The organism is Streptomyces sp. NPDC003032, assembly GCF_053591415.1.
Map to the genome: position 1 here is coordinate 1 of NZ_JBSFTT010000002.1, position 22,107 is coordinate 22,107.

At 72.0% G+C, this 22,107-nt stretch carries 15 protein-coding genes; 3 read left to right on the plus strand and 12 right to left on the minus strand.

Features of this window, described 5'->3' with window-relative positions:
• From ACWDZ7_RS02540 to ACWDZ7_RS02585, 10 genes are all read right to left on the minus strand, one after another.
• Positions 1–3,203, minus strand: a 3,203-nt coding sequence (locus tag ACWDZ7_RS02540; protein ID WP_451794173.1) for an amino acid adenylation domain-containing protein, incomplete at its 3' end; no start/stop codon positions are given.
• A gap of 187 nt (positions 3,204–3,390) precedes the next feature.
• Entirely contained in the window at positions 3,391–4,707 is a 1,317-nt protein-coding gene (locus tag ACWDZ7_RS02545) for a sensor histidine kinase (RefSeq protein WP_451794174.1), read from the minus strand.
• Positions 4,708–4,913: 206 nt separating this feature from the next.
• Positions 4,914–7,061 (minus strand): ABC transporter ATP-binding protein, encoded by a 2,148-nt coding sequence (locus ACWDZ7_RS02550; protein ID WP_451794745.1) that lies wholly within the window; start codon positions 7,059–7,061, stop codon positions 4,914–4,916.
• Between the two features lie 47 nt (positions 7,062–7,108).
• A complete protein-coding gene (locus ACWDZ7_RS02555; RefSeq protein ID WP_451794176.1) occupies positions 7,109–7,333 on the minus strand; it encodes an MbtH family protein in 225 nt (74 codons plus the stop codon).
• Between the two features lie 98 nt (positions 7,334–7,431).
• Entirely contained in the window at positions 7,432–8,241 is an 810-nt protein-coding gene (locus tag ACWDZ7_RS02560) for an alpha/beta fold hydrolase (protein WP_451794178.1), read from the minus strand.
• A 10-nt stretch (positions 8,242–8,251) separates the two neighbouring features.
• A complete protein-coding gene (gene dpgC / locus ACWDZ7_RS02565; protein ID WP_451794747.1) occupies positions 8,252–9,526 on the minus strand; it encodes a (3,5-dihydroxyphenyl)acetyl-CoA 1,2-dioxygenase DpgC in 1,275 nt (424 codons plus the stop codon).
• Positions 9,527–9,615: 89 nt separating this feature from the next.
• Complete coding sequence (gene dpgB, locus ACWDZ7_RS02570) at positions 9,616–10,302, minus strand: enoyl-CoA-hydratase DpgB (RefSeq protein ID WP_451794179.1); 687 nt, start codon at positions 10,300–10,302, stop codon at positions 9,616–9,618.
• 47 nt (positions 10,303–10,349) lie between these two features.
• A complete protein-coding gene (dpgA, locus tag ACWDZ7_RS02575; protein WP_451794749.1) occupies positions 10,350–11,402 on the minus strand; it encodes a 3,5-dihydroxyphenylacetyl-CoA synthase DpgA in 1,053 nt (350 codons plus the stop codon).
• Positions 11,403–11,553: 151 nt separating this feature from the next.
• Positions 11,554–13,947 (minus strand): aminotransferase class I/II-fold pyridoxal phosphate-dependent enzyme, encoded by a 2,394-nt coding sequence (locus tag ACWDZ7_RS02580; protein ID WP_451794181.1) that lies wholly within the window; start codon positions 13,945–13,947, stop codon positions 11,554–11,556.
• 101 nt (positions 13,948–14,048) lie between these two features.
• The gene (locus ACWDZ7_RS02585; protein WP_451794182.1) at positions 14,049–15,185 is read right to left on the minus strand and encodes a prephenate dehydrogenase; all 1,137 of its coding nucleotides are present in this window, start codon (positions 15,183–15,185) and stop codon (positions 14,049–14,051) included.
• 171 nt (positions 15,186–15,356) lie between these two features.
• On the opposite strand from ACWDZ7_RS02585, the gene hppD reads away from it, so the two are divergent.
• Positions 15,357–16,457 (plus strand): 4-hydroxyphenylpyruvate dioxygenase, encoded by a 1,101-nt coding sequence (gene hppD / locus ACWDZ7_RS02590; protein ID WP_451794183.1) that lies wholly within the window; start codon positions 15,357–15,359, stop codon positions 16,455–16,457.
• Positions 16,447–17,562: an alpha-hydroxy acid oxidase gene (locus ACWDZ7_RS02595; protein WP_451794751.1), complete on the plus strand. Its 1,116-nt coding sequence runs from the start codon at positions 16,447–16,449 to the stop codon at positions 17,560–17,562. The genes hppD and ACWDZ7_RS02595 overlap by 11 nt, the downstream gene beginning before the upstream one ends.
• Positions 17,563–17,585: 23 nt before the next feature.
• Here ACWDZ7_RS02595 and ACWDZ7_RS02600 read toward each other — a convergent pair whose 3' ends face one another.
• Positions 17,586–18,071: a cold shock domain-containing protein gene (locus ACWDZ7_RS02600; RefSeq protein ID WP_451794185.1), complete on the minus strand. Its 486-nt coding sequence runs from the start codon at positions 18,069–18,071 to the stop codon at positions 17,586–17,588.
• Between the two features lie 150 nt (positions 18,072–18,221).
• Between ACWDZ7_RS02600 and ACWDZ7_RS02605 the strand changes: the two genes are divergently transcribed.
• On the plus strand, positions 18,222–20,573 hold the full coding sequence (locus tag ACWDZ7_RS02605) for an ATP-binding cassette domain-containing protein (protein WP_451794186.1): 2,352 nt from the start codon (positions 18,222–18,224) through the stop codon (positions 20,571–20,573).
• On the opposite strand, the gene ACWDZ7_RS02610 is transcribed toward ACWDZ7_RS02605, so the two are convergent.
• Complete coding sequence (locus ACWDZ7_RS02610) at positions 20,558–22,072, minus strand: acyl-CoA synthetase (protein WP_451794187.1); 1,515 nt, start codon at positions 22,070–22,072, stop codon at positions 20,558–20,560. The two genes, ACWDZ7_RS02605 and ACWDZ7_RS02610, sit on opposite strands and share 16 nt — an antisense overlap.
• Between the last annotated feature and the right edge of the window lie 35 nt (positions 22,073–22,107).

The window sequence follows — 22,107 nt, forward strand, 5'->3', positions numbered from 1 at the left end:
CGCACAAGCCGCGCCAACCCCGCCACCGTCGGCGCACCGAACAACTCACCGATCCCCACCTCCACATCAAGCACCGCACGCACACGGGAGATCAGCCGCATCCCCAGCAGCGAATCCCCGCCCAGATCGAAGAACGACACATCGGCGCCGACCCGCCCCAGGCCAAGGACCTCGCCGAACAGCCCGCACAGCACTTCCTCCACGGGTGTCGCGGGTGCACGGCCACTTCCCGCGCTCATGAAGTCGGGGGACGGCAGGGCGGCCCGGTCGAGTTTCCCGTTCGCGGTGAGGGGCAGCGCGTCGAGGACCAGTACCGCCGACGGGACCATGTACTCCGGGAGCGCCCTCGCCACGTGGTCCCGCAGCAGCCGGGGGTCCGCGTCCCGCTGCCCGTTCGGTACGACGTAGCCGACCAGCCGCTTGTCCCCGCCAGGGCCACCGGGACCACCGGGACCGCCGAAGCCGCCGGGACCGCCGTCCTGGCGGGCCACCACGACCGCCTGGGCCACCGATTCGTGCCCGGCGAGGACCGACTCGACCTCGCCGGGCTCCACCCGGAACCCGCGGACCTTCACCTGCTCGTCCGCACGCCCGACGAACGACAGCTCGCCATCGGCCGACCACCGCACCAGGTCACCGGTGCGGTACATCCGCCCGCCGGCACCGAACGGGCACGCCACGAACCGCTCCGCCGTCGGCCCCGAGCGCCCGAGATAGCCCCGCGCCAGACCCGCCCCCGCCACATACAGCTCGCCCACCACACCGGCCGGGACCGGCTGGAGCGCCGCGTCCAGCACGTACACCCGACGGTTGGCCAGCGGGCGGCCGATCGGCAGCACCGGAGTGCTCGCCGCACCCACCGGCACCACATGCCACGTCGCGCACAGCGTGATCTCCGTCGGCCCGTACAGATGGCGCACCGTCACCTCCGGGCACGCCTCCCGCACCCGTGCCACCGCACCGGCCGGCACCACGTCACCGCCCGTCAACACCTCGCCGAGGCCGGTGAAACACTCCGGGGACTCCTCCGCGAGCACCCGGAACATCCCCGCCGTGACATGCAGCGCCGACACACCGTCCGCGATCGCCGCGCGGACCCGCCCCGCGTCCACCACACCCGGTTCGGCGATCACCACACGGCCACCCGCGACCAGTGGCACCCACACCTCGAACAACGACACGTCGAAGGCGTGCGGGGCGTGCATCAACACCGTGTCGCCCGCGCCCACCGACCAGCCCGAGTCGGAGTTCACCAGCGCCGCCACACCTCCGTGCGCCACCGCCACGCCTTTCGGCACCCCCGACGAGCCCGACGTGTACATCACGTACGCCAGGTCCTCCGCGCCCACCGGGACCGCGGGGCCGTCGATCCGGCACGCGGCGACGGCTGCCCGTACCCGGGGGTCGTCGAGGACCACCGGCTCCCCGTGGGTGTCCACGGGGATCGCGTCCCGGTACGCCTCGGTGCAGACCACCGCCGCCGGGTCCGAGTCGGCCAGCAGGAACGTCACCCGCTCAGCCGGATACTCCACGTCCACCGGCACGAACGCCGCGCCCGCCCGCCACACCCCCAGCAGGGCGACGATCAGGTCCGCGGAGCGCTCCATCACCACCGCGACCCGATCCCCGCGCCGCACTCCGACACCCGCCAGGTACGACGCGAACCGGCCGGCCGCCGCGTCCAACCCCCCGTACGTCAGAGACTGTTCGCCGTCGACGACCGCTACCGCGTCCATGGACCAGCCGAGCTGGCGGGCCAGCAAGGCGGGCACCGAGTCCGCGGCCGGCGGCCGCCGGGGGGCGTGTCGGCCCTCCACCAGCGCGTCACGCTCCGCCCCGTCCACCGCCTCGACACGGCCCACCGGCACCGACGGGTCCCGCACCGCCTTCTCCAGGAACGTCAGGAACGACCGGTGTACCGCCCGGAGCCAGTCACGGTGGTGGAGCGCGGGGTTGGCTTCGAAGGTGACCCGCATGCCCTCGTCCTCGGACCAGCCGCTCACCAGCACGCCGAAGTCCTCGACCCGTCGACTCGAAAGGTCGCGCACGGTGCCCCGGTGCTCGCCGAACCGCAGAATCTCGCCGGCCATCGGCATGACGTTGACGGAGGGGCCGAAGTGCCATCGGTCGCCCATCGGCCAGTTGAGTTCGCGGCGCAGCCGCTCTCCTCGGAAGGCCTGGTGGTCGAGGAGGCCGCCGATCTCGCGCGCCGCCTCCCGCGCCAGGTCCACGAGGCTCATGCCGGCGGCCACGGGCAGCCGGAGGGGAAGCATGTTCGCCATCGTGCAGGGGGTCCGTCGCGCCTGGTCGCTCACGCGGCCGGAGACCGGCAGGCTCAGGACGGCCTCGTCCGATCCGGTCAACCGGCCCGTGAAGGCGGCGACCGCCGCGACGACGAGCCGGGGCCAGCTCACCTCGGCACGGGCAGCCGCCGCGCGCAGGGCCTCGACGGTGGAAGGCGTCAGGTGGCCCGTCTCGCGCAGGACCTCGCGCGCGTTCTCGGGCCGGGCGGCCGGACCGGGGCCGTGTCCGGGGATGGTGGCCAGGCCCGGACGGTCGGCGAAATGGTCGAGCCAGTACTGCCGGTCGAGGGCGTACCGCTCCGAGGCGCGGTACGCGGACTCCTCCTGGAGGAGGTCGCCCAGCGAGGCGTGTCCGGCCGGTTCCGGGGACTGCCCGCGCAGCATCGCCGAGTAGACGTCCGCGAAGCGACGGGCCACGAGGGAACACCCGAAGGCGTCCATCAGCAGGTGGTCGTAGCGCTGGAACCAGATGTGCCGGTCAGGAGCCAGTCGGAACAGGACGTAGGAGAAGGGGTGACCGGCGTGCGGGCCCGTCTCCTGGCGCAGTTCCGCCCGCATCCATTCTTCGGCAGCCGTCCGGGAATCGCCGACGTCGCTGAGATCGCCGAGATCGCCGAGATCGCCGAGATCGACGTAGTGCAGAAGAGGGGAGGGGAGATTCTCCGGGGCGGTGACTTGTGAAACCTTGTCGCCGTCTTCCACGAATCGCACCTGGAGGATTTCCGTTTCGGCGACTACCTGCCGCAACGCCCGCTCGAATACCCGCTCGTCAACCCGTCCTGATATCTCGACGTACTGGCCGACGCTGTACATCCGACGGGAGCCTTCCACGCGCTGCGCCAGCCAGATTCCTTCCTGGGAATCGAACAAGGGCAGAGTGCGACCAGCTTTGCCGTTCATCTTTCCCCCTCGCCGAGCGATCCGCCGCGTCGGCTATTTATTCCCGAGCCGTCCAACCGCGCACCTTGCGCGCTTGGACACAGGGCAGGCGCATAACAAGCGCGGTGAATTCGATGCTATGCCCGAGAGGGGAATTGAGGCGAGCGTCCGCGGTGACGGCGGAAGGCGAAGCCACCCGGAGACGGGGTCATCCGGAGGAGGAGCCGCCCGCGGCCGTCACGGAGGCGGCCTGGGGCAGGCGATGCCCCCCACCGTTCTGCTGGTGCCGGGTCTGCCGGCGTTCCGCCGCCTGCAGCGGGAAGGCGACCTCCACGACGAGACCGCCATCCGACCGGGCGTGCGCGTTCAGGGTCGCGCCGTGGGCCGCCGCGATGGAGCGCACGATGGACAGGCCGAGGCCGTGGTGGCCGTCGCCCGCGGTGCGGTCGAGCCGCTGGAACGGCTCGAACAGCCGGCTCACCCGGTCCGGCGGAATCCGGTTGCCGGAGTTGGCCACCCGGACGACGGCGCTGTCGCCCTCGACGCGGGTGACGACCTTCACCCACCCGTCGGGCACGTTGTAACCGATGGCGTTGTCGATGAGGTTGGCCACCAGGCGTTCGATCAGCGCCCTGTCGCCCCAGGTGCCCGCGGCCTCGGTCGCCGCGTCCATCCGCAGCCCTCGCCGCTCCGCCTGCTCGCGGCAGCCCAGCACCGCCTTCCTCGCCAGCTCCGCCAGCTCCAACGGCTCCCGGCGGTCCAGGCCGCGTTCGCTGCTGGACAGGGTCAGCAGCGACTCCAGGAGCCGCGCCTGCTGCTCGCTCAGGACCAGCAGCCGTTCGAAGTTGGACCGGAACGACTCGACGGTGGCGTCGCGGTCGATCAGCGACTCCTCAAGGAGCGCGTGTTCGACGGTCAGCGGAGTACGCAGTTCATGCGCGGCATTGGCCACGAAGCGTTTGTGGGAGTCCAACGCGCCTTCCAGCCGGCCGAGCAGCCCGTCGACCGTGTCGGCCAGGCCCTTCAGCTCGTCGCCGGGGCCCTCGACGGCCAGCCGTTGGTGCACGTTGTGGGCGGAGATCCGCTGGATGGTGGAGGTCATCGTGCGCAGCGGCCGCAGCACCCGCCCCGCGACGAACCAGCCGAGGCCGATCGCGATCACCGACATGATCGCCAGTGCGACGCCGGACTCGATCAGCAGGCGGCTCATCTCCAGCTCGTGCTGGCGCATCGCCTGCTGGCGGCGGGCCTCGGCGACGCTGTCCAGCGCGGCCGACGTGCTGCCCGTATACATGTGGACGCCGTCCGGCGCGGGTGTGCCGGACCCGCCGCGGCTGAAGAGGTACATGCCGTTGGAGCGGCTGACCAGCAGATAGGTGATCGTCAGCAGGACGGCGCCGGACACGACGAACAGCGAACCGTACAGCAGTGTGAGCCGCATGCGGACCCGCTTGGGCAGGAGACGGGAGGCCGCCCAGGCCCGGAACCTGGCCGCGCGGGGCGAGCTGGGCAGACGCATCGGCATCTCACATCACATCGTCAAGTCCGGTTCCCACAGCGGGCGATGGTCTCGTCGTGGCCGACGGCACCGCCGCGGCCCCGCACGAAGCGCATCCGCCGTCCAGGCTACCGGCGCGCCGCGCCCTCAGGAGGGCTGTTCGCGGCAGCACGGCATCCGCGACGCGCAGAGCGCGTCGCGGATGCCGTGTTCCGTGCGGTGAGCGGGCGGGCTCATCCGTGGCCCGGGGGCGGCGGGCCCCCATGGGGACCACCCGGCGGACCACCGGGGCCGGGACCGGGACCCGGGCCACCAGGGCCAGGACCTGGTGCGTAGTAGACCCCCGGGGGCTGCGGCCCCTGGAAGGCGCCAGGTGGCCCCGCGACCGTCATGGGGCCGCCGGGACCACCGGGACCGCCGGGGCCACCGTTGATGACGCGGCCAGGGCCCTGCGGTCCACCGACCGGCTCGGGCACCGGCGCGTCGCCGTTCTTGGACGGCTGGCGGGAGAACTGCGTGCGGTACAGCTCCGCGTAGAGCCCGTTCAGCTCCATCAGTTCCTCGTGCGTGCCGCGTTCCTGGACGCGGCCCTTGTCGACGACCAGGATCTGGTCGGCGTCCCGGATGGTGGAGAGCCGGTGGGCGATCACGAGTGAGGTCCGCCCGCGCAGCGCGGTCTTCAGGGCCAGTTGCAGGGCCGCTTCGGACTCGGAGTCCAGATGTGCGGTGGCCTCGTCGAGTACGACGATGGGCGGGGCCTTGAGCAGCAGGCGGGCCATGGCCACGCGCTGTTTCTCACCGCCGGAGAACCGGTAGCCGCGGTCTCCGACGACGGTGTCGAAGCCGTCGGGGAGCGATTCGATCAGGCCCCAGATCTGTGCCGCCTTGCACGCGTCGATCAGTTCCTGCTCGGTGGCGTCGGGCCGCGCGTAGGTCAGGTTGTCGCGGATGGTCGCGTGGAAGAGGTGCGCGTCCTGGGTGACCATGCCGACGGTGTCGTTCAGCGACTGGAGCGTGACGTCGCGGAGGTCGTGGCCGCCGATCCTGATGGCGCCCTCGACCGGGTCGTACAGCCGCGGCACCAGGTGGGTGATCGTCGTCTTGCCGGCCCCGGACGGGCCGACCAGCGCGGTCAGTTTGCCCGCGGGCGCGGTGAAGGTCAGGTCGCTCAGGGTCCAGGTGTTCTGCGTGCGTTCCTGCATGGGCAGGGCGATGGACTCCAGCGAGGCGAGCGAGACGTCGGCGGCCCTCGGGTAGCGGAAGGACACCCCGTCGAACTCGATCTCCGGCGCCCCTCCGCCGTCGCCCGTGGCGGGCAGGGGCACGGCGCCCGGCTTCTCGGAGATCAGCGGCTTGAGGTCGAGGATCTCGAAGAGCCGGTCGAAGCTGACGAGCGCGGTCAGTACGCTCGTCTGCGCGCCGGCGAGCTGGTTGATGGGCCCCATGAGCCGGGTGAGCAGGGTGGCCAGCGCCACGAGCGTGCCGATCTGGAAGGTGCCTTCGATGACGAGGCTGCCGCCCAGGCCGTAGACGAGCGCGGTGGCCAGCGAGCCCACCAGCATCATCGTCAGGAAGAGCATCTTTCCGTAGACGGCGGTCTGGACTCCGAGGTCACGGCCCCTGGCGGCCAGCCCGGAGAACATGCCCGTCTCGCCCGCGGGACGGCCGTACAGCTTGGCCAGCAGGGCACCGGTCACGTTGAAGCGCTCGCTCATGAACGAGCCGACCTCGGCGTTGACCTGCATGTGCTCCCGCATGATCCGCTGCAACCGCCCGCCGACGAGCTTTCCGGGCAGGATGAACAGCGGGATGATCACCAGGGAGATCAGTGTGACCACCCAGGACAGATAGAACATCGTGATCAGTACGAGGATCAGCGTCAGCCCTGCGGAGGCCACCGTGGACAGCAGGGTCGTGACGGCCTGTTGGGCGCCGACCACGTCGGTGTTCAGCCTGCTGACGAGCGACCCTGTCTGCGCGCGGGTGAAGAACGCCAGCGGCTGCCGCTGCACATGGTCGAAGATCTTGGTGCGGAGGTCGTAGATGAGCCCCTCGCTGATCCGGCCCGAGTACCAGGCCTCCGCGAACCCGAGCGCCGTGCTCAGCAGCGCGATGCCGGCGACCGCGACGGAGATCCACACGACCACCGAGGTGTTGCGCTCGACGATGCCGTTGTCGATGAGGTACATGAACAGGATGGGCGTGGCCACCACATTGATCGCGTTGAGCGCGGTGATGGCCAGGAGGAGCACGATGTTGAGCCGATACGGTTTTGTGTAGGGGATGACGCGTTTCGCCGTGCCGGGCTTGATTCGCTGTTTGGTCACCGGCTCGTCCGGCCCCATACCGCTCATTATCACCGGCCCCGGGCCACCGATCATGGCCACGAAAACCTCCTGTTTTCGTTGTCGTTGCGATCCGGGCGCGTCTAGCCGGCGGCTTCGTACTTGTCCATCTCGTCGATGAGGCTCTTGGGACGGATGTCCGTCCAGTTCTCCTCTATGTACTCCAGGCAGGCCTTGCGCGTGTCTTCGCCGAAGACGGTCTTCCAACCGGCCGGCACTTCCGCGAAGGAAGGCCAGAGTGAATGCTGGTTCTCGTCGTTGACGAGAACCAGGAAGGTGCCGTTTTCGTCGTCGAACGGGTTCGGCATGACCACTCCGATCAATTTCCGTAGGATGTGTTTCACGCTAGCCGGGCCCTTGCGGGCCGACAAGGCCGTCCAGTAAATGCATGGCGCCTGGGCGCAATTCACGGCCTTCGGCCGGCGAAGAAGTCAGTGATCAGCGAATTCACGGCGGTGGGCCTCTCCAGATATCCGTAGTGGCCGCATCCGGGGATCTCCGCGTGGTCGCTGCCCGGAATGCTGTCGGCGACCTCGCGGGACAGCCGCGGGCGGATGACCAGGTCGTCCTGGAAACCGATGACCAGGCACGGCCGGCTGATCCGCCGATACGCTTCGAGGCGGTCCGGTACCAGCTGGAGTGCGAGCTGGCCGCGTATGCCCGTCAGGTCCGCGGCCGACATCTCGAAGACGGCGAGCCAGTCCCGCAGCCGCTCCTCGTCGTTGAGGGTGCGCGGCGAGAGGTTCTGGACGGCCTGCACATAGGCCGCGAAGCGCGGCGGCAACTTGCCGTGGCCCTCGGCGAGTTCGAGGTCGGCGGCCGTCATGGCGGCGGTCAGCGCGTCCGTTCGTCCGCTGGTCGCCATCAGGACGGCCTGGTGCACGAGTTCGGGGCGGGCCAGGAGCAGTTCCTGGACCGCGATCGCGCCCAGGGAGTATCCGACGACCCGGCACGCGCCCGCGCCCAGGTGCTCGATGAGGCGCGCGATGTCCGCCGCCATGTCGGCGAGGGTGAATCCCTCGGGGCAGGGGTCGCTGGGCGGGATGCCCCGGTTGTCGAGCGTGATCACCCGGTAGCCCGCCCGTGTCAGGGCGGGCACCTGGTGGGTGCGCCACATCCGGCCGGGCGCGCCGGTGCCGGTGACCATGACGACCGGCTCTCCGGCGCCGTACTCGTCGTAGGAGAGTTGGATTCCGTCCTTCCGGACGATCGGCATGAGGGTCCCTTCAGCCTGCGGCGAACCGGCCGACCTTGTCGATGACGTCCTGGCCGTAGATCCGCAGGGCCTGCTGGAGCGCGAACTCCGCCATGTATGCGCGGAACGCGTCCGGTGGTTCCTCGGCGAGGTTGAGCATGCGGCGGTTGGCGAGCACCGCGGCGCCGTCGAGCCGTGCCAGGGCGCGCTCGACGGCGGCGTCCATCTCCTCGGGTTCCACGACCTCGTCGACCAGGAGCCGGGCCGCGGGTTCGGCCGCCCGGATCCTGCGGCCTCCGAGGATGACCTGCCGGGCGAAGCGGGGGCCCACGTACCGGCTGAACCGGAAGTTGGCGACGCCGGGGATGATGCCCTCCTTGGCCGCGGGCAGGCTGAGGTAGGCGTCGGAGGCGGCGAGCACGTGGTCGCAGACCAGCAGGACCTGGGCGCCACCGCCGATGGCGAAGCCGTCCACGGCTGCGACCCAGGGCTTCTCCACGCGGGGCGAGTGCCACTGGCCGGGGTGGTCGGTGAGCACGCCGCGGAGGAGCTTGTGGAGGTAGCCGAGTTCGCGTCGCAGCAGGAAGCCGACCAGCGGGATGTCGCCGGAGCTGAGGCTCTTGAGGTTGATGCCGGCGCCGAACACGCGCCTGCCGCGGTGGCGCGGGTGGCTCATCTCGCCGCCGCGCAGCAGTCCGACCCGTACGGCCGGGTCGAGCAGGGCGAGGTCGACGGCGGTCTCCATGTCGTCGACCTGGCGGGTGTCCTCGGCGTTCAGCCGGTCGTCGCGGCACATGGTCAGCCGGGCCACGCCGTCGTCGCTCCGTTCCAGGCGCAGGGACTCCATCCGCACCACGCCGGTGGCGGTGAACTCGGCGAGCAGGTCGAGGGCGCGCCGCGTCGGGCGGAGCATGGCGTCGAGCAGGTGCGGGCCCGCGGTCGGTGAGCGGAGCACCGCGCGCAGGAAGATGCCCTGGTCGATCTCGTGGCCTTCCTTGGCGGCCTGGGGCCTGCTCCGCTCGGACGCGAGCCGGGCCTCGTCGGGCACCAGGCCGGGGAGCTCGGCGGCGGCGGCGTCGAGAAGTTCGTCGATCCGCAAGGACGCGGTGCGGCCGGTGGTCAGCCGGTCGTACACGGCGTCGGCGTGCGTGTCGAGGAAGGCGGCCCGCAGCGCGCGGGCCGCGTCCTTGGCGGCGGTCATCCCGGCCCGCTCGCCGGGCGTGCGGGCGGGCGGCTCCGGCAGGGCCGCCGCCAGTTCGTCGACGCGGGCGACGGCTCCGGAGGAGGCGGCCAGGGCCGACCAGATGTCCCTGACGTCGTCGCGCTCCGATGGCGCGGGCCGTGCGCGGGGCCCGGGCCGGCCGCCCGCCTCGGCGGTGGTGTGGTGGACGGTCGTCACGAGGCCGCCACCTCCTCGTCGGCCCCCTGCCGCAGGGCGCGGTCGCAGGCCGCGAGGTGTGCGCCGAGGGCGTCCTCGAAGCTGGTCGTCGCGGCGTCGAACAGCAGCTGCCGCCGGATGGCCAGTTCCCTGCCGGACAGGCCGTCCGTCAGTCGCGCCGCGGCGCTCACGGCGCCCGCGGGGTCGTCGGCCAGTTCGTCGACGATGCCCAGCGCCAGCGCCTCGGCGGCCTCGATGGGGTGGCCGAACAGGACGGCCTTGCGGACCCGCGCCGCCCCGGCGAGCTGGACCAGGCGGTAGCCGGCCATGCCGGGCCAGGTGGCCGTGGTGTCGCGCGGCAGGAGGAGACGGGTGTCCGGGGCGGCCACGCGGAGGTCGGCGGCCAGGAACGCGTCGAGCGCGGTGCCGCCGCAGTCGCCGCGGGCCGCCGCGACCGTGGCCGTGGGCAGCCGTTCCAGGCGGCGCAGGGCGCGCTCCCACTTGGTGACCAGCATGACGTCGAGGCCGCCGGTCCAGTCGCCGGCCGGCGCCCCGGTGACGTGGAGGACCGCGATGCCATGGACGACCGCGATGCCGTGGCCGTCCCGGTCCTCGGCCCGGTCGCAGAGGTCGGCGACGGCCTCGACGGCCGTGGCCGTGAGGGGCTCGGAGCCGTCCAGCTCCAGCGCGCGCAGGGGTTTCATGGTTCCGTCCGTCCTCACCATGGGCTCGTCCTGACGTCGGCTCGTCCTCACCATCGGACCAGCGCCGTCTCGATCGTGGAGCCCGGACCCATGGTCATGAGCACTCCGTACTCGCCGGGCCGGGCGGCCTCCTCTTCGAGGAGGCGTTCGTAGGAGAAGAGGAACGAGCCGCTGGACACATTCCCGTGGTCGCGCAGCACACCGACGGTGTGCCGTACGTCGTGGCGGGTCAGCCCGAGGTTGACCACGACGGCGTCGATGACCTTCTTGCCACCGGAGTGCACCAGCCAGTGCCGGATGTCGCTCCTGCGCAGCCCGGTGCCGTCCAGCAGGCGGTCGACGACGATCTCCGCGTGCGCGCCCACGACGTAGGGGATCTGCGGGTCGAGGAAGAAGCTGAACCTGCCCTGGTCGCGGTCCCAGTCGTAGCGCATCGCGTCGACGGCGTCGGGGATGATGCAGCTGGCGAACTTCAGGACGGCCGGGCCCTCTTGACGGTCCGGGCCCCGCTCGGGTCGCGGCTCGGCGCGGAGCGCGACGGCTGCCGCGCCGTCGCCGAAGAGGCTGTTCACGACCGCCGTGCGCATCGTCGAGTCCATCGCGTACGCGGCCGAGCACGCCTCCACGCAGAGCACGACGGCGAGTTCGCCGGGGTGGGCGGCCGCCCAGCCGGCTTCCACGCTCAGGGCGTTGAGTCCCGCGTTGCAGCCCATGCCGACGATGTCGGCCCTGCCGCAGTGCCGGTCGATGCCCAAGTCCCGGATCAGCAGGGCGCTGAGGCCCGGCGTGAGGAAGCCGGTGGAGGTCACGCAGCACAGGTGGCGCAGGTCGGAGAGTTCGGCTCCGGCGTTCTTCAGGCAGGCGCGCAGGGCCTCGCCGCCCATCTCCAGCGCCAGTGCCTTGTGCTTGTCGAGCAGGTCGCCCTGGGACTCGGGGACGCGGACGCCGTGGGCGTCCTCGGCGGGAAGTGTGAGGTTGCGCCGTTCGATGGCGCTGTTCAGGAAGACCGAACGGACCTTGGGGTCGGTGATCCCGAAGGCGTCGAGCACTTCCCGCTGGGAGTAGGAGGTGGCGCTCACGGCCGTGCCCACGCCGATCATCCGGATGTCGTCCAGAACCCCGGTCGGTGCTGTGTCGATGGTCGGCGGTGCGGTGTCGACGGTCGGCCCTGCTGTGTCGACGGTCATCGGAAGGTCCACCCCCACATACGTGGCTTGCTGCGACGCGGTTCTCGCATGGCGCTGGTGCCGGTCACTGTGCTGTCCCCTCTGGTGTCGTGGTGCCGTGAATTCGGCTCTGTGCCTCGATGAAGCGGGCGAGCCGCGCGGTGCCCTCCGCGATCTGGGCGGGCGTCAGATAGCTGGTCGAGAGGCGGATTCCGTGGAGGCCGCCACCGCCGGGATGGAAGTACGTCATGGGCGTCCAGATGACGCCGAAGTCCTGCGCCGAGCGGATCAGCGCGGCGTTGTCGGCGCGGAACGGCACGCGCAGGGTGAGGAAGAAGCCGCCGGTGGGTTCGTTCCAGCGCACGCCGAGGGCCTCGCGCCGGGCCTGCGGCAGGTGGCGGTCCAGCTCCCTGAGCGTGGCCCGCATGGCGTCGCCGTAGTAGGCGGCGGCCGCGGTGTTCAGCTCCGAGACACGTCCGTCCGCCGCGAGGAGCGCGCCCGCCACGGCGGCCTGGCTGAGCGACGACGTGTTGACCGTCACCATGCTCTTGATCTTCGCGAGTTCGTCCGCGAGCAGCCCGGTGCGGCCCGCGTCGTCCAGGACGGGCTGGTCGGCGATGACGAAGCCCACCCGGGCGCCGGGGAACACCGTTTTCGAGTACGAGCCCAGGTGTACGACGGTGTGCGCGCGGTCCATGGACTTCAGGGTCGGCAGCGGCCTGCCGGGGCTCACCAGACGGTAGGGGCTGTCCTCCAGTACGAGGATGCCGTGCCGGGCGGCGAGTGCGAGGAGTTCGGCGCGGGCGCGCGGGCCCATCGTGGTTCCGGACGGGTTGGAGTGGTCGGGTACGACGTAGAAGGCGCGGGGGCGGCGGCCGCGTGCCCGCTCGTCCCTGATCGCCGCTTCCAGGTCGGCGCAGGAGATGCCGTCCTCGCGTTCCTCGACGGCGGTGACGGCGATGTCCAGGAGCCGGGCCGCGCCGGTGATGCCGACGTAGCAGGGGCTGGAGACGAGGAGCACGTCGTCGGGTCCGGTGATGAGGGCGCGCAGCACGAGGAGCATCGCCTCCTGCGCGCCGACGGTCACCACGATGGACCCGGCCGGTACGTCGATGTTCTCGTCGGCGCGCAGCGAGTCGGCGATGATCTCCCGGATCTGGCCGGCGGTGGGCCCGTACTGGTACATGGCGGTACGCACCTGCTGCGGCGAACTCCCCTGTTCTTCGAGGTGGTTCAGGTACCGGCGCAGGTGCGTGAAGATCTGCTCGCTGTCGAAGAAGCCGTCGTACGGGCGGCCCGGCGCGAAGGAGATCGCTTCCGGGTAGCGGGAGGTGATCTCGTTGAGGAACGTCATCGTGTCCAGGACAGGGTCCGACACGCTGGCGTGCAGGTCGGTCTTCCGCAGCGGCTGCGCGGCCCGGGCCGGTGCCACGTCCGCCGGGCGCGGGCCGGTGCGGATCGTTTCGGGGCCGATCTCCGTGACCGTGGCGGCGCCGGTGAACGCCATGGCGTCGGCCAGCTCGCGGACGAGGCCGTCCAGCGCTTCCGTCACGCCCGCGCGCCCGCCCGCCCGGAGTCCGTCGAGGACCGGGCGGCCCGCGAAGACGGCGTCGGCGCCCGAGGCGACCGCGGCGAGGATGTCCGCGCCGCGGCGGACGCCGCCGCTCAGCAGGACGGGGCAGCGGCCCGCCACGGCCTCGGTGATCTCCGGGAGCGTGTCGAGGGCGGTGACGACGATGCCGTCGGCGCCGGTGTCGAGGGCGCGCCGCGCGTCGGCGGTGTCCCGGACGCCCGCGACGAGCAGCGGCAGTGCGGTGGCCGCGCGCAGCCATGCCACGTCGGACCAGTCGGCGCGGGCCTCAAGCAGCGTGCGTACGTCGTCGAAGGGGCCCGGCACGCCCAGGTCGGCGGGGGCGGCGACGCGCCTGGCGCGGACGTCGTCTCGGTCGCCGAGTGCGAGGAGCAGCGCCCCGAACCCGGCGTCCTCGGCCCGGCCGGCGAGGTGCCGTGCCCTCTCCCGGTCCCGGAACGCGTAGGTCCGCAGCCAGAGCGGGACGTCGCAGGCCGAGGCCAGCTCGGCGAACGTGCGCTCGGCGAAGGCACTCACCACGGCGGGGAGCCCGGCCGCCGCGGCGGCCTTGACGACGGCGAGTTCGCCGCCGGGGCGCGCCGGGGCGTCGAGCGGGCCGACCACCAGCGGCGCCGACCAGCTGCGGTCGAGGATCTTCACGGTGGTCTCGGGCGGCCCGGCGCTCGCCTTCCGCTCCGGGCGGCGCCGTTGGCTCTCCCGGCTCTGTCGCAGACCGATCCGGTCGAAGGCGTCGAGGTTCGCGGCGGATGCGTGGTCGGCCGTCGATGAATTGCCCTGCACGCAATCAGCGCCCTGGTGATCTCCGTGCGCGGAACGCGCAGGTTCGTCGGCGATCTGCTCCGCCATGAATTTCTCCCCGGCGTCCGGCAGTTGTCGTGAATTCGGCATCGACGCTCAGAGTCACACAAATCCCGACGGTCCGACAGCGTCGTCCAACCGCCCGATTCGCGCGCTTGGACATGACGGGACGCAATCGGACACGGCGTCGCTCACGCGCTGGAAACCTTGGACCCCGCCTGTCCCTCCCGTACGACGTCCCATCCCTCGGCACCGAGCACATCGGCGAGTTTGTCGGCGGTCCGGGCCGGAACGGCGAACCGCACGGTGAATCCCGCGCCGCCGCCGGCCGTGTCGACGGCGGCGTCCTCCGCGGCGACACCCAGGTCCGTGACCGCGGCGAGGAGCCGCGCCAGCTCTCCGGGGCGCTCCGCGACCGCCACCCGCACCCCGTGCCCGTCGCCGCCCTCGTCGGCGGGGCCGCCGGAGCCGGGCCCGGCCGCCGGGATTCCGGCGAGGCCGGAGATGCCCCGGTCGAGCAGGTCCACCAGGGTCCGCATCCCGAGGTCCCGGTCCGCGCCGCCGGGCCGGGCGAGCGCGTCCAGCGCCGGTACGAGGCGGGACAGGTCTGTGTGCAGGTCCTTGAGGACGCCCGCGACGGCTGCCGCGTTGGCCTGGAGGATGTCGCTCCAGAGCCGGGAGTCGCCGGCGGCGATCCGGGTGGCGTCGCGCAGTCCCTGCCCCGCGACCCGGGAGAGCCCGGCGGGGCCTTCGCGCAGCCGGGCCGCCATCAGGCTGGCCATCAGGTGCGGCACGTGAGAGGTCACGGCCACGGCCGCGTCATGTTCCTGACTGCGCATCACCACGGGGACCGCATCGCACAGGGCGACCAGTTCCAGGGCCCGCTCGAAGGCCTCGTCCGAGGTCAGCCGGGACGGTGTGAGCACCCAGTTGCGGTCCCGGAACAGCTCGGCGCGGGCGGCCAGCGGGCCCGAGCGTTCGCGGCCCGCCAGCGGGTGGCCGCCGATGTAGCGGGCGGGGTCGGGCGCGCGGCGCAGCGCCGCCTGTTCGGGCTCGGCCTTCACGCTCGCCACGTCGGTGTACGTGCGGGCGAGGCCGCGCTCCTGGGCCTCGGTGAGGACGGCGCCGACCCGGCTGGGCGGGACCGCGATCACGGCCAGGTCGACGGTTTCGCCGGGTTCCCGCGCCAGACCGGCGCCGAGGGCCGCGGCCGTTCTCGCGGCGCCGGGGTCCCGGTCGGACAGGAAAACCGTCACGCCCCGTCCGCTCACGGCGAGCGCGACGGAAGTGCCGATGAGACCGGTGCCGATGACGGTCATGGTGCGCATCACTGAACATCACCCGTTCGAAAGGACATCGCCCATCAACCGAAAGGCCGCTCACTTTATTCTGGACGGTTCGGGACAGCAAAGTCGGCCGTCCATTTGGTTTGTAGCCAGATACGCGGCCCGGATCGTAGAGTCCCAGAAACTCATTTCTCTCCGGATCTGGAGACATTCATGAGCTCTTTATCAGAAGCGGGAAATCCACTGGATGACCTGTCGATCGACTACGTCGAGATGTACGTGGAAGACCTGGACGCGGCGACGTCGTCGTGGGTCGACCGGTACGCCTTCGGCGTGGTCGGCACGAGCACGTCCTCGGACCATCGCGGCGTCGCGCTCCGCCAGGGGCGGATCACTCTCGTCCTCACGCAGGCGACCTCGGACCAGCACCCCGCGTCGGCGTACGTGATGGGTCACGGCGACGGTATCGCCGACATCGCGCTGCGCACCGCCGACCCGGAGGCGGCGTTCCACGCGGCGCTCGCGCGGGGCGCCCTCGCGCACCGGTCACCGGAGCGGCACACCGATGGCGGCCCCGCCGTCACCGCGGCGGTCCGCGGCTTCGGTGACGTCGTGCACACACTCGTCCGGCGCGAGCCCGGCGAGGGTCCGGGGCTGCCCGCAGGGTACGTCCCCACCGCCTCGGTCCACGAACCGGCTTCGGACAGCGGCCTGTTGGAGCTCGACCACATCGCGGTGTGCCTGCAGGCGGGCGACCTCGCGCCGATGGTGGACTACTACCGCGACGCCCTCGGCTTCCGGGAGATCTTCGAGGAGCGCATCGTCGTCGGCGCCCAGGCGATGGAGTCGACGGCCGTGCAGAGCGTGTCGGGCACGGTGACGCTGACGCTGATCGAGCCGGACACGTCGGCCGCGAGCGGACAGATCGACGAGTTCCTCAAGAGTCATCAGGGCGCGGGCGTCCAGCACCTGGCGTTCTCCGCGCGCGACGCGGTGGAGTCGGTGCGGGTCCTCTCCGAACGGGGTGTCGGGTTCCTGCGTACACCGTCGTCGTACTACGACCTGCTCGGCCGGCGGGTCTCGCTGACCGAGGAGCGGCTGCGGGACCTGCGGGCGACGAACGTCCTGGCCGCCGAGGACCACGACGGCCAGCTCTTCCAGATCTTCACCGCCTCCGACCACCCCCGGGGCACGCTGTTCTTCGAGATCATCGAGCGGCAGGGCGCCGAGACCTTCGGCAGCGCGAACATCAAGGCGCTCTACGAAGCCGTGGAGCTGGAGCGGACGAAGCAGCGTGGATTCCATCAGCGCTGACGCGGCAGCGCGGGTCCCGGCCGACGTGCGGTGCCTCGCCGATGTGGAGCGCGCCGCGGCCGCGGTCCTGCCCGCCGGCGTCCGGGACTTCATAGCGGGTGGCAGCGGCGCGGAGACGACGCTCGACGCGAACCGCGCCGCCCTCGACCGGGTCTTCCTCGTCCCGCGCGTCCTGCGGGACGTGTCGCGGTGCACCACAAAGGCCACGCTGCTCGGCCGCCCGGTCCGCATGCCCGTGGCGGTCGCGCCCGTCGCCTACCAGCGTCTCGTGCACCCCGAGGGCGAACTGGCCGCCGCCCGGGCGGCGCGCGCGGCGGGCGTGCCGTTCACCGTGAGCACGCTCAGCAGCGTCCCGGTCGAGCGGCTCACCGCGACCGGCGCGGCCGTCTGGTTCCAGCTCTACTGGCTGCGGGAGCCCGGCCACGCCCTCACCCTGGTGAGCAGGGCCGAGGACGCCGGCGCGGAGGCGATCGTGCTCACCGTCGACGTGCCGTGGATGGGGCGGCGGCTGCGGGACATGCGCAACCGGTTCGCGCTGCCGGACCAGGTGCGCGCCGCCCACCTCGCCGCCGGTCCCTCGCAGGCGCACCGGGCCCAGGCGGGACCGGTCTCCGCGCTGGCCGTCCACACCGACGCGGCGTTCTCCGCGGGCTTGACGTGGTCGTCGGTGGCGGCGCTGCGGGCGCGGACCCGGCTGCCGCTGATCCTCAAGGGCGTCCTGGCGGCCGAGGACGCGGTGCGCGCCGCCGAGTGCGGGGTGGACGCCGTGGTGGTCTCCAACCACGGGGGCCGCCAGCTGGACGGCGCGGTGCCGAGCGTGGACGCGCTGCCGCAGGTCGTGTCGGCCCTGTCGGGCCGCTGCGAGGTGCTGCTGGACAGCGGCATCCGCAGCGGTACGGACGTACTGAGGGCGCTGGCGCTCGGCGCCCGCGGCGTCCTGGTCGGCCGCCCGCCGCTCTGGGGGCTCGCCCTGGGCGGCGAGGCCGGGGCGCGGCGGGTCCTCGAACTCCTCGCCGATGAACTACGGGACGCGCTGGGCCTCGCGGGCTGCGCGGGCGTGTCCGAGGCACGGGAGCTGCGCACGGCCCACGGCCGCGGGCCGTAGGCGCGGCGCGCCTCGCCCGGGTCTCACGCGTCCGCCCATCCCCGCTTCTCGGCGAATTCCAGCATGCTCGCGCGCACCCGCACGATCTGCCCGCCGGTCAGGTCCGGCACGGCCGTCAGCAGGACTTCGGTGATCTCGTGCGCGAACTCGTCGCGCGACAGGACGTCGCACACGCCCTCGTCACCGGCCGCGCCCTGCGCCGCGGCGGCGCCGGCGGGCGTGACGTGCCCGTTCACCGCGGGCGACGGCGGCGCGGCGCTGTCCGTGAGGTGCGCCGCGAAAGCCTTGCGGCCGCGGTCGTTGGCGATGATCTGGAATTCGACGCGCGCCCCGGGCACCAGAGCTCCGGGGTCACCCGCGAAGACCGAGGTGTGCAGGAAAACGTCCTCGCCGCCGTCATCCGCCGCGATGAACCCGAAGCCGCGCATTCCGTCGAATTTCAAAATCGTGCCCGTACCTGTGCCCGTGGCCGCGCCCGTACCCATACCCGTGCCCGTTCCAGATGCCATTTCCCCCACCGCCTGACGCCCCGACAAGAGGCCACACCCTAACAAGGCCGCATATCTCCAGGTACCCCTACGGGCGGGCCCCCGGCTCGCGCTCCGCCCCACGGCCTAGAATCGTGGGGTTTGTCCCCGAGCCGCGTACGGAGTCCGCCCATGCACAGCCCCCACGATCCGTACGTACGCGTCCGGGGTGCCCGGGAGCACAATCTCCAGGGCGTCGACGTGGACGTCCCGCGCGACGTTCTCGCCGTCTTCACCGGTGTCTCCGGCTCCGGCAAGTCCTCGCTCGCCTTCGGGACGATCTACGCCGAGGCCCAGCGGCGCTACTTCGAGTCCGTCGCCCCGTACGCCCGGCGGCTCATCCACCAGGTGGGCGCCCCGAAGGTCGGTGAGATCACGGGGCTGCCGCCCGCGGTCTCGCTCCAGCAGCGCCGCTCGGCGCCGACCTCCCGCTCCTCCGTCGGCACGGTCACGACGCTGTCCAACTCCCTGCGGATGCTCTTCTCCCGCGCGGGCGACTACCCCGAGGGCGCCGAGCGGCTCGACTCCGACGCCTTCTCGCCGAACACGGCGGCCGGCGCGTGCCCCGAGTGCCACGGCCTCGGCCGGGTCCACACCACCACCGAGGAGCTGCTAGTCCCCGACCCCTCACTCTCCATCCGCGAGGGCGCCATCGCCGCCTGGCCCGGCGCCTGGCAGGGCAAGAACCTCCGCGACGTCCTGGACGCCCTCGGCCACGACGTGGACCGCCCGTGGCGCGAGCTCGACGCGGCCGACCGCGAGTGGATCCTGTTCACGGACGAGCAGCCGATGGTGACCGTGCGCCCGGTGCGCGAGGCGGGCCGGATCCAACGCCCCTATCAGGGTACGTACATGAGCGCCCGGCGCTATGTGATGAAGACCTTCGCGGACTCCAAGAGCCAGACGCTGCGCGCCAAGGCGGAACGGTTCCTGGCGAGCGCGCCCTGCCCGGCGTGCGGCGGGAGCAGGCTGCGTCCCGAGGCGCTCGCGGTCACGTTCGCGGGCCGCACGATCGCCGAGCTGGCCGCGCTCCCCCTCTCCGAGCTGGCCAATACCCTTGAGGGCGAGGCGGGTTCGTCCGAGTCGGCGCGCGTCCTGACCGCGGACCTGCTGGCCCGTATCACGACCGTCACCGAACTCGGGCTCGGATACCTCAGCCCCGACCGGGCGACCCCCACCCTGTCGGCGGGCGAACTACAGCGTCTGCGTCTCGCCACGCAGCTCCGCTCGGGCCTCTTCGGTGTGGTGTACGTCCTGGACGAGCCGTCGGCGGGCCTCCACCCGGCCGACACCGAAGCCCTGTTGTCGGTCCTCGACCGCCTCAAGGCCGCGGGCAACTCCGTCTTCGTCGTGGAGCACCACCTCGATGTCGTGCGCCACGCGGACTGGCTCGTCGACGTCGGCCCGCGGGCGGGCGAGCACGGCGGGCGGGTGCTGCACAGCGGCCCGGTGGCCGATCTCGAAGGCGTACAGGAGTCCGCGACGGCCCGCTTCCTCTTCGACCGCACGCCGGCTCCGGTACGCGAAGTCCGCACCGCTCGCGGCTGGTTGAAGGTCGGCCCGGTCACCCGGCACAATCTGCGCGCGGTGACGGCGGAGCTGCCCCTCGGCGCGTTCACGGCGATCACGGGCGTCTCGGGCTCGGGCAAGTCCACGCTCGTCGGCGAGATCACCGAGGATCTCCCCGGAGTCGGCCGGCTGGTCCGTGTCGACCAGAAGCCGATCGGCCGCACGCCGCGCTCCAACCTCGCCACGTACACGGGCCTCTTCGACGTCGTACGCAAGGTCTTCGCGGGCACGGGCGCGGCGAAGGAGCGCGGTTACGGCGTCGGCCGGTTCTCCTTCAACGTGGCGGGCGGGCGGTGCGAGACCTGCCAGGGCGAGGGCTTCGTCAGCGTCGAACTGCTCTTCCTGCCGAGCACCTACGCGCCGTGCCCGGACTGCGCGGGGGCCCGCTACAACCCCGAGACGCTCGAAGTGGCGTACCGCGGAAGGAACATCGCCAAGGTGCTCGACCTGACGGTAGAGGCGGCCGCGGAGTTCTTCGCGGACACCCCGTCCGTCGTACGCAGCCTGCGCACGCTCCTCGACGTCGGTCTCGGCTATCTGCGGCTCGGGCAGCCGGCCACGGAGCTGTCGGGCGGTGAGGCCCAGCGGATCAAGCTGGCCAGTGAGCTGCAGCGGGTGAGGCGCGGCCACACGCTGTACCTCCTCGACGAACCGACGACGGGCCTGCACCCCGCCGATGTCGAGGTCCTCACGCACCGCCTGCACGAGCTGGTCGACGCCGGGAACTCGGTGGTCGTCGTCGAGCACGACATGGCGGTGGTGGCGGGCGCCGACTGGGTGGTGGACCTCGGACCCGGCGGTGGCGACGAGGGCGGCCTGATCGTGGCGGCGGGCACCCCGGCGGAGTTGGCACACGCGGAAGGCAGCCGCACCGCGCCGTATCTGGCCCGCGCGACCGGTCAGCCGCCCCGGTAGGCCTCGCGCAGCCGTGACTTCGCGAGCTTGCCGGTAGGTGTGCGCGGCAGACGGTCGGTGAAGTCGACGGTGCGCGGCGCCTTGTAGTGGGCGACGCGTTCGCGGACGAAGTCCCGCAGCCGCTCCGCCAGTTCGGGCCCCGCCTCGACCCCTTCGGCGGCCTGGACCACGGCCTTCACCGCCTCGCCCATCTCCGGGTCGGGGACGCCGATGACGGCGACGTCATCGACGGCGGGGTGCAGCACCAGGACGTCCTCGATCTCCTGGGGGTAGATGTTCACGCCCCCCGAGATGATCATGAAGGCCTTGCGGTCGGTGAGGAACAGATAGCCGTCCTCGTCGACGTGGCCGATGTCGCCCGTGGTGGTCCAGTGGGGGTGCTCGGGGTGCCGCGTCTCGTGCGTGCGGTCCGGGTCGTTGTGGTAGCGGAAGGGCGCCTCGTCGCGCTCGAAGTAGACGGTGCCGGTCGTGCCCGGCGGCAGTACGGCGCCCGCCTCGTCGCAGATCCGCAGTGTGCCGAGGAGTCCGGCGCGGCCCACCGAGCCGGGCTTGCGCAGCCACTCCTCGGGCGAGATGAACGTGATGCCGTTGCCCTCCGTCGACGAGTAGTACTCGTACAGGACGGGCCCCCACCACTCCAGCATCCGCCGCTTGACCTCCACGGGGCAGGGCGCGGCGGCGTGGATGGCGACCTTCATCGACGACAGGTCGTGGCGCTCGCGCACCTCGGCGGGCAGCTTCAGCATCCGTACGAACATCGTCGGCACCCACTGGCTGTGCGTCACCCGGTGGCGCGCGACGGCCGCGAGGGCGCCCTCGGCGTCGAAGGAGGGCATGAGGACGATCGTGCCGCCGAGCGCGGTGACGGCGCCGCAGAAGCGCAGCGGCGCCGCGTGGTAGATCGGCGCCGGGCAGAGGTAGACGGTGTCCTCGCCGAAGCCGTACATCGCCTGGAAGATCAGCGTGTACGTCGTCGGCTGCTCGCGCACGTCCCCGTCGGGGAGCGTCGGCTTGACGCCCTTGGGCCGGCCGGTGGTGCCGGAGGAGTAGAGCATGTCGGTGCCGAGCGGCTGCTGCGCGGGCGGCTCGGCGCAGGCGGCCTCCAGAGCCTTCTCGTACGTCCCGTCATCGAGGCCCAGCACATGCGGCGGCCCTCCCACCAGATCCCGCACACGCGCGCCGAGTTCGTCCAGCGTCCCGGAGACGATCAACGCGCTCGCCCCGCAGTCGCGCACGATGTAGGCGGCCTCGTCCGCGCTCAAGTGGTGGTTGACGGCGGTGAGATAGAGCCCGGAACGCAGGGCGGCCCAGTAGACCTCCAGGGCACGCGGGTCGTTGTCGCAGAGCAGGGCGAGGTGGTCACCCCGACGCAGCCCTACGGTCCGCAGATGATCCGCGAGCCGCAGGGAGCGTTCTTCGAGCTGTCCGTAGGTGAGGGCCCGTGTGCCGTCGGCGGTGACGACGGCCGTCCTGGCGGGGTCGTACGCTCCGGGATACATGCGGCGAAGGTACGCGCCTCGCAGGGGCGCGGGGA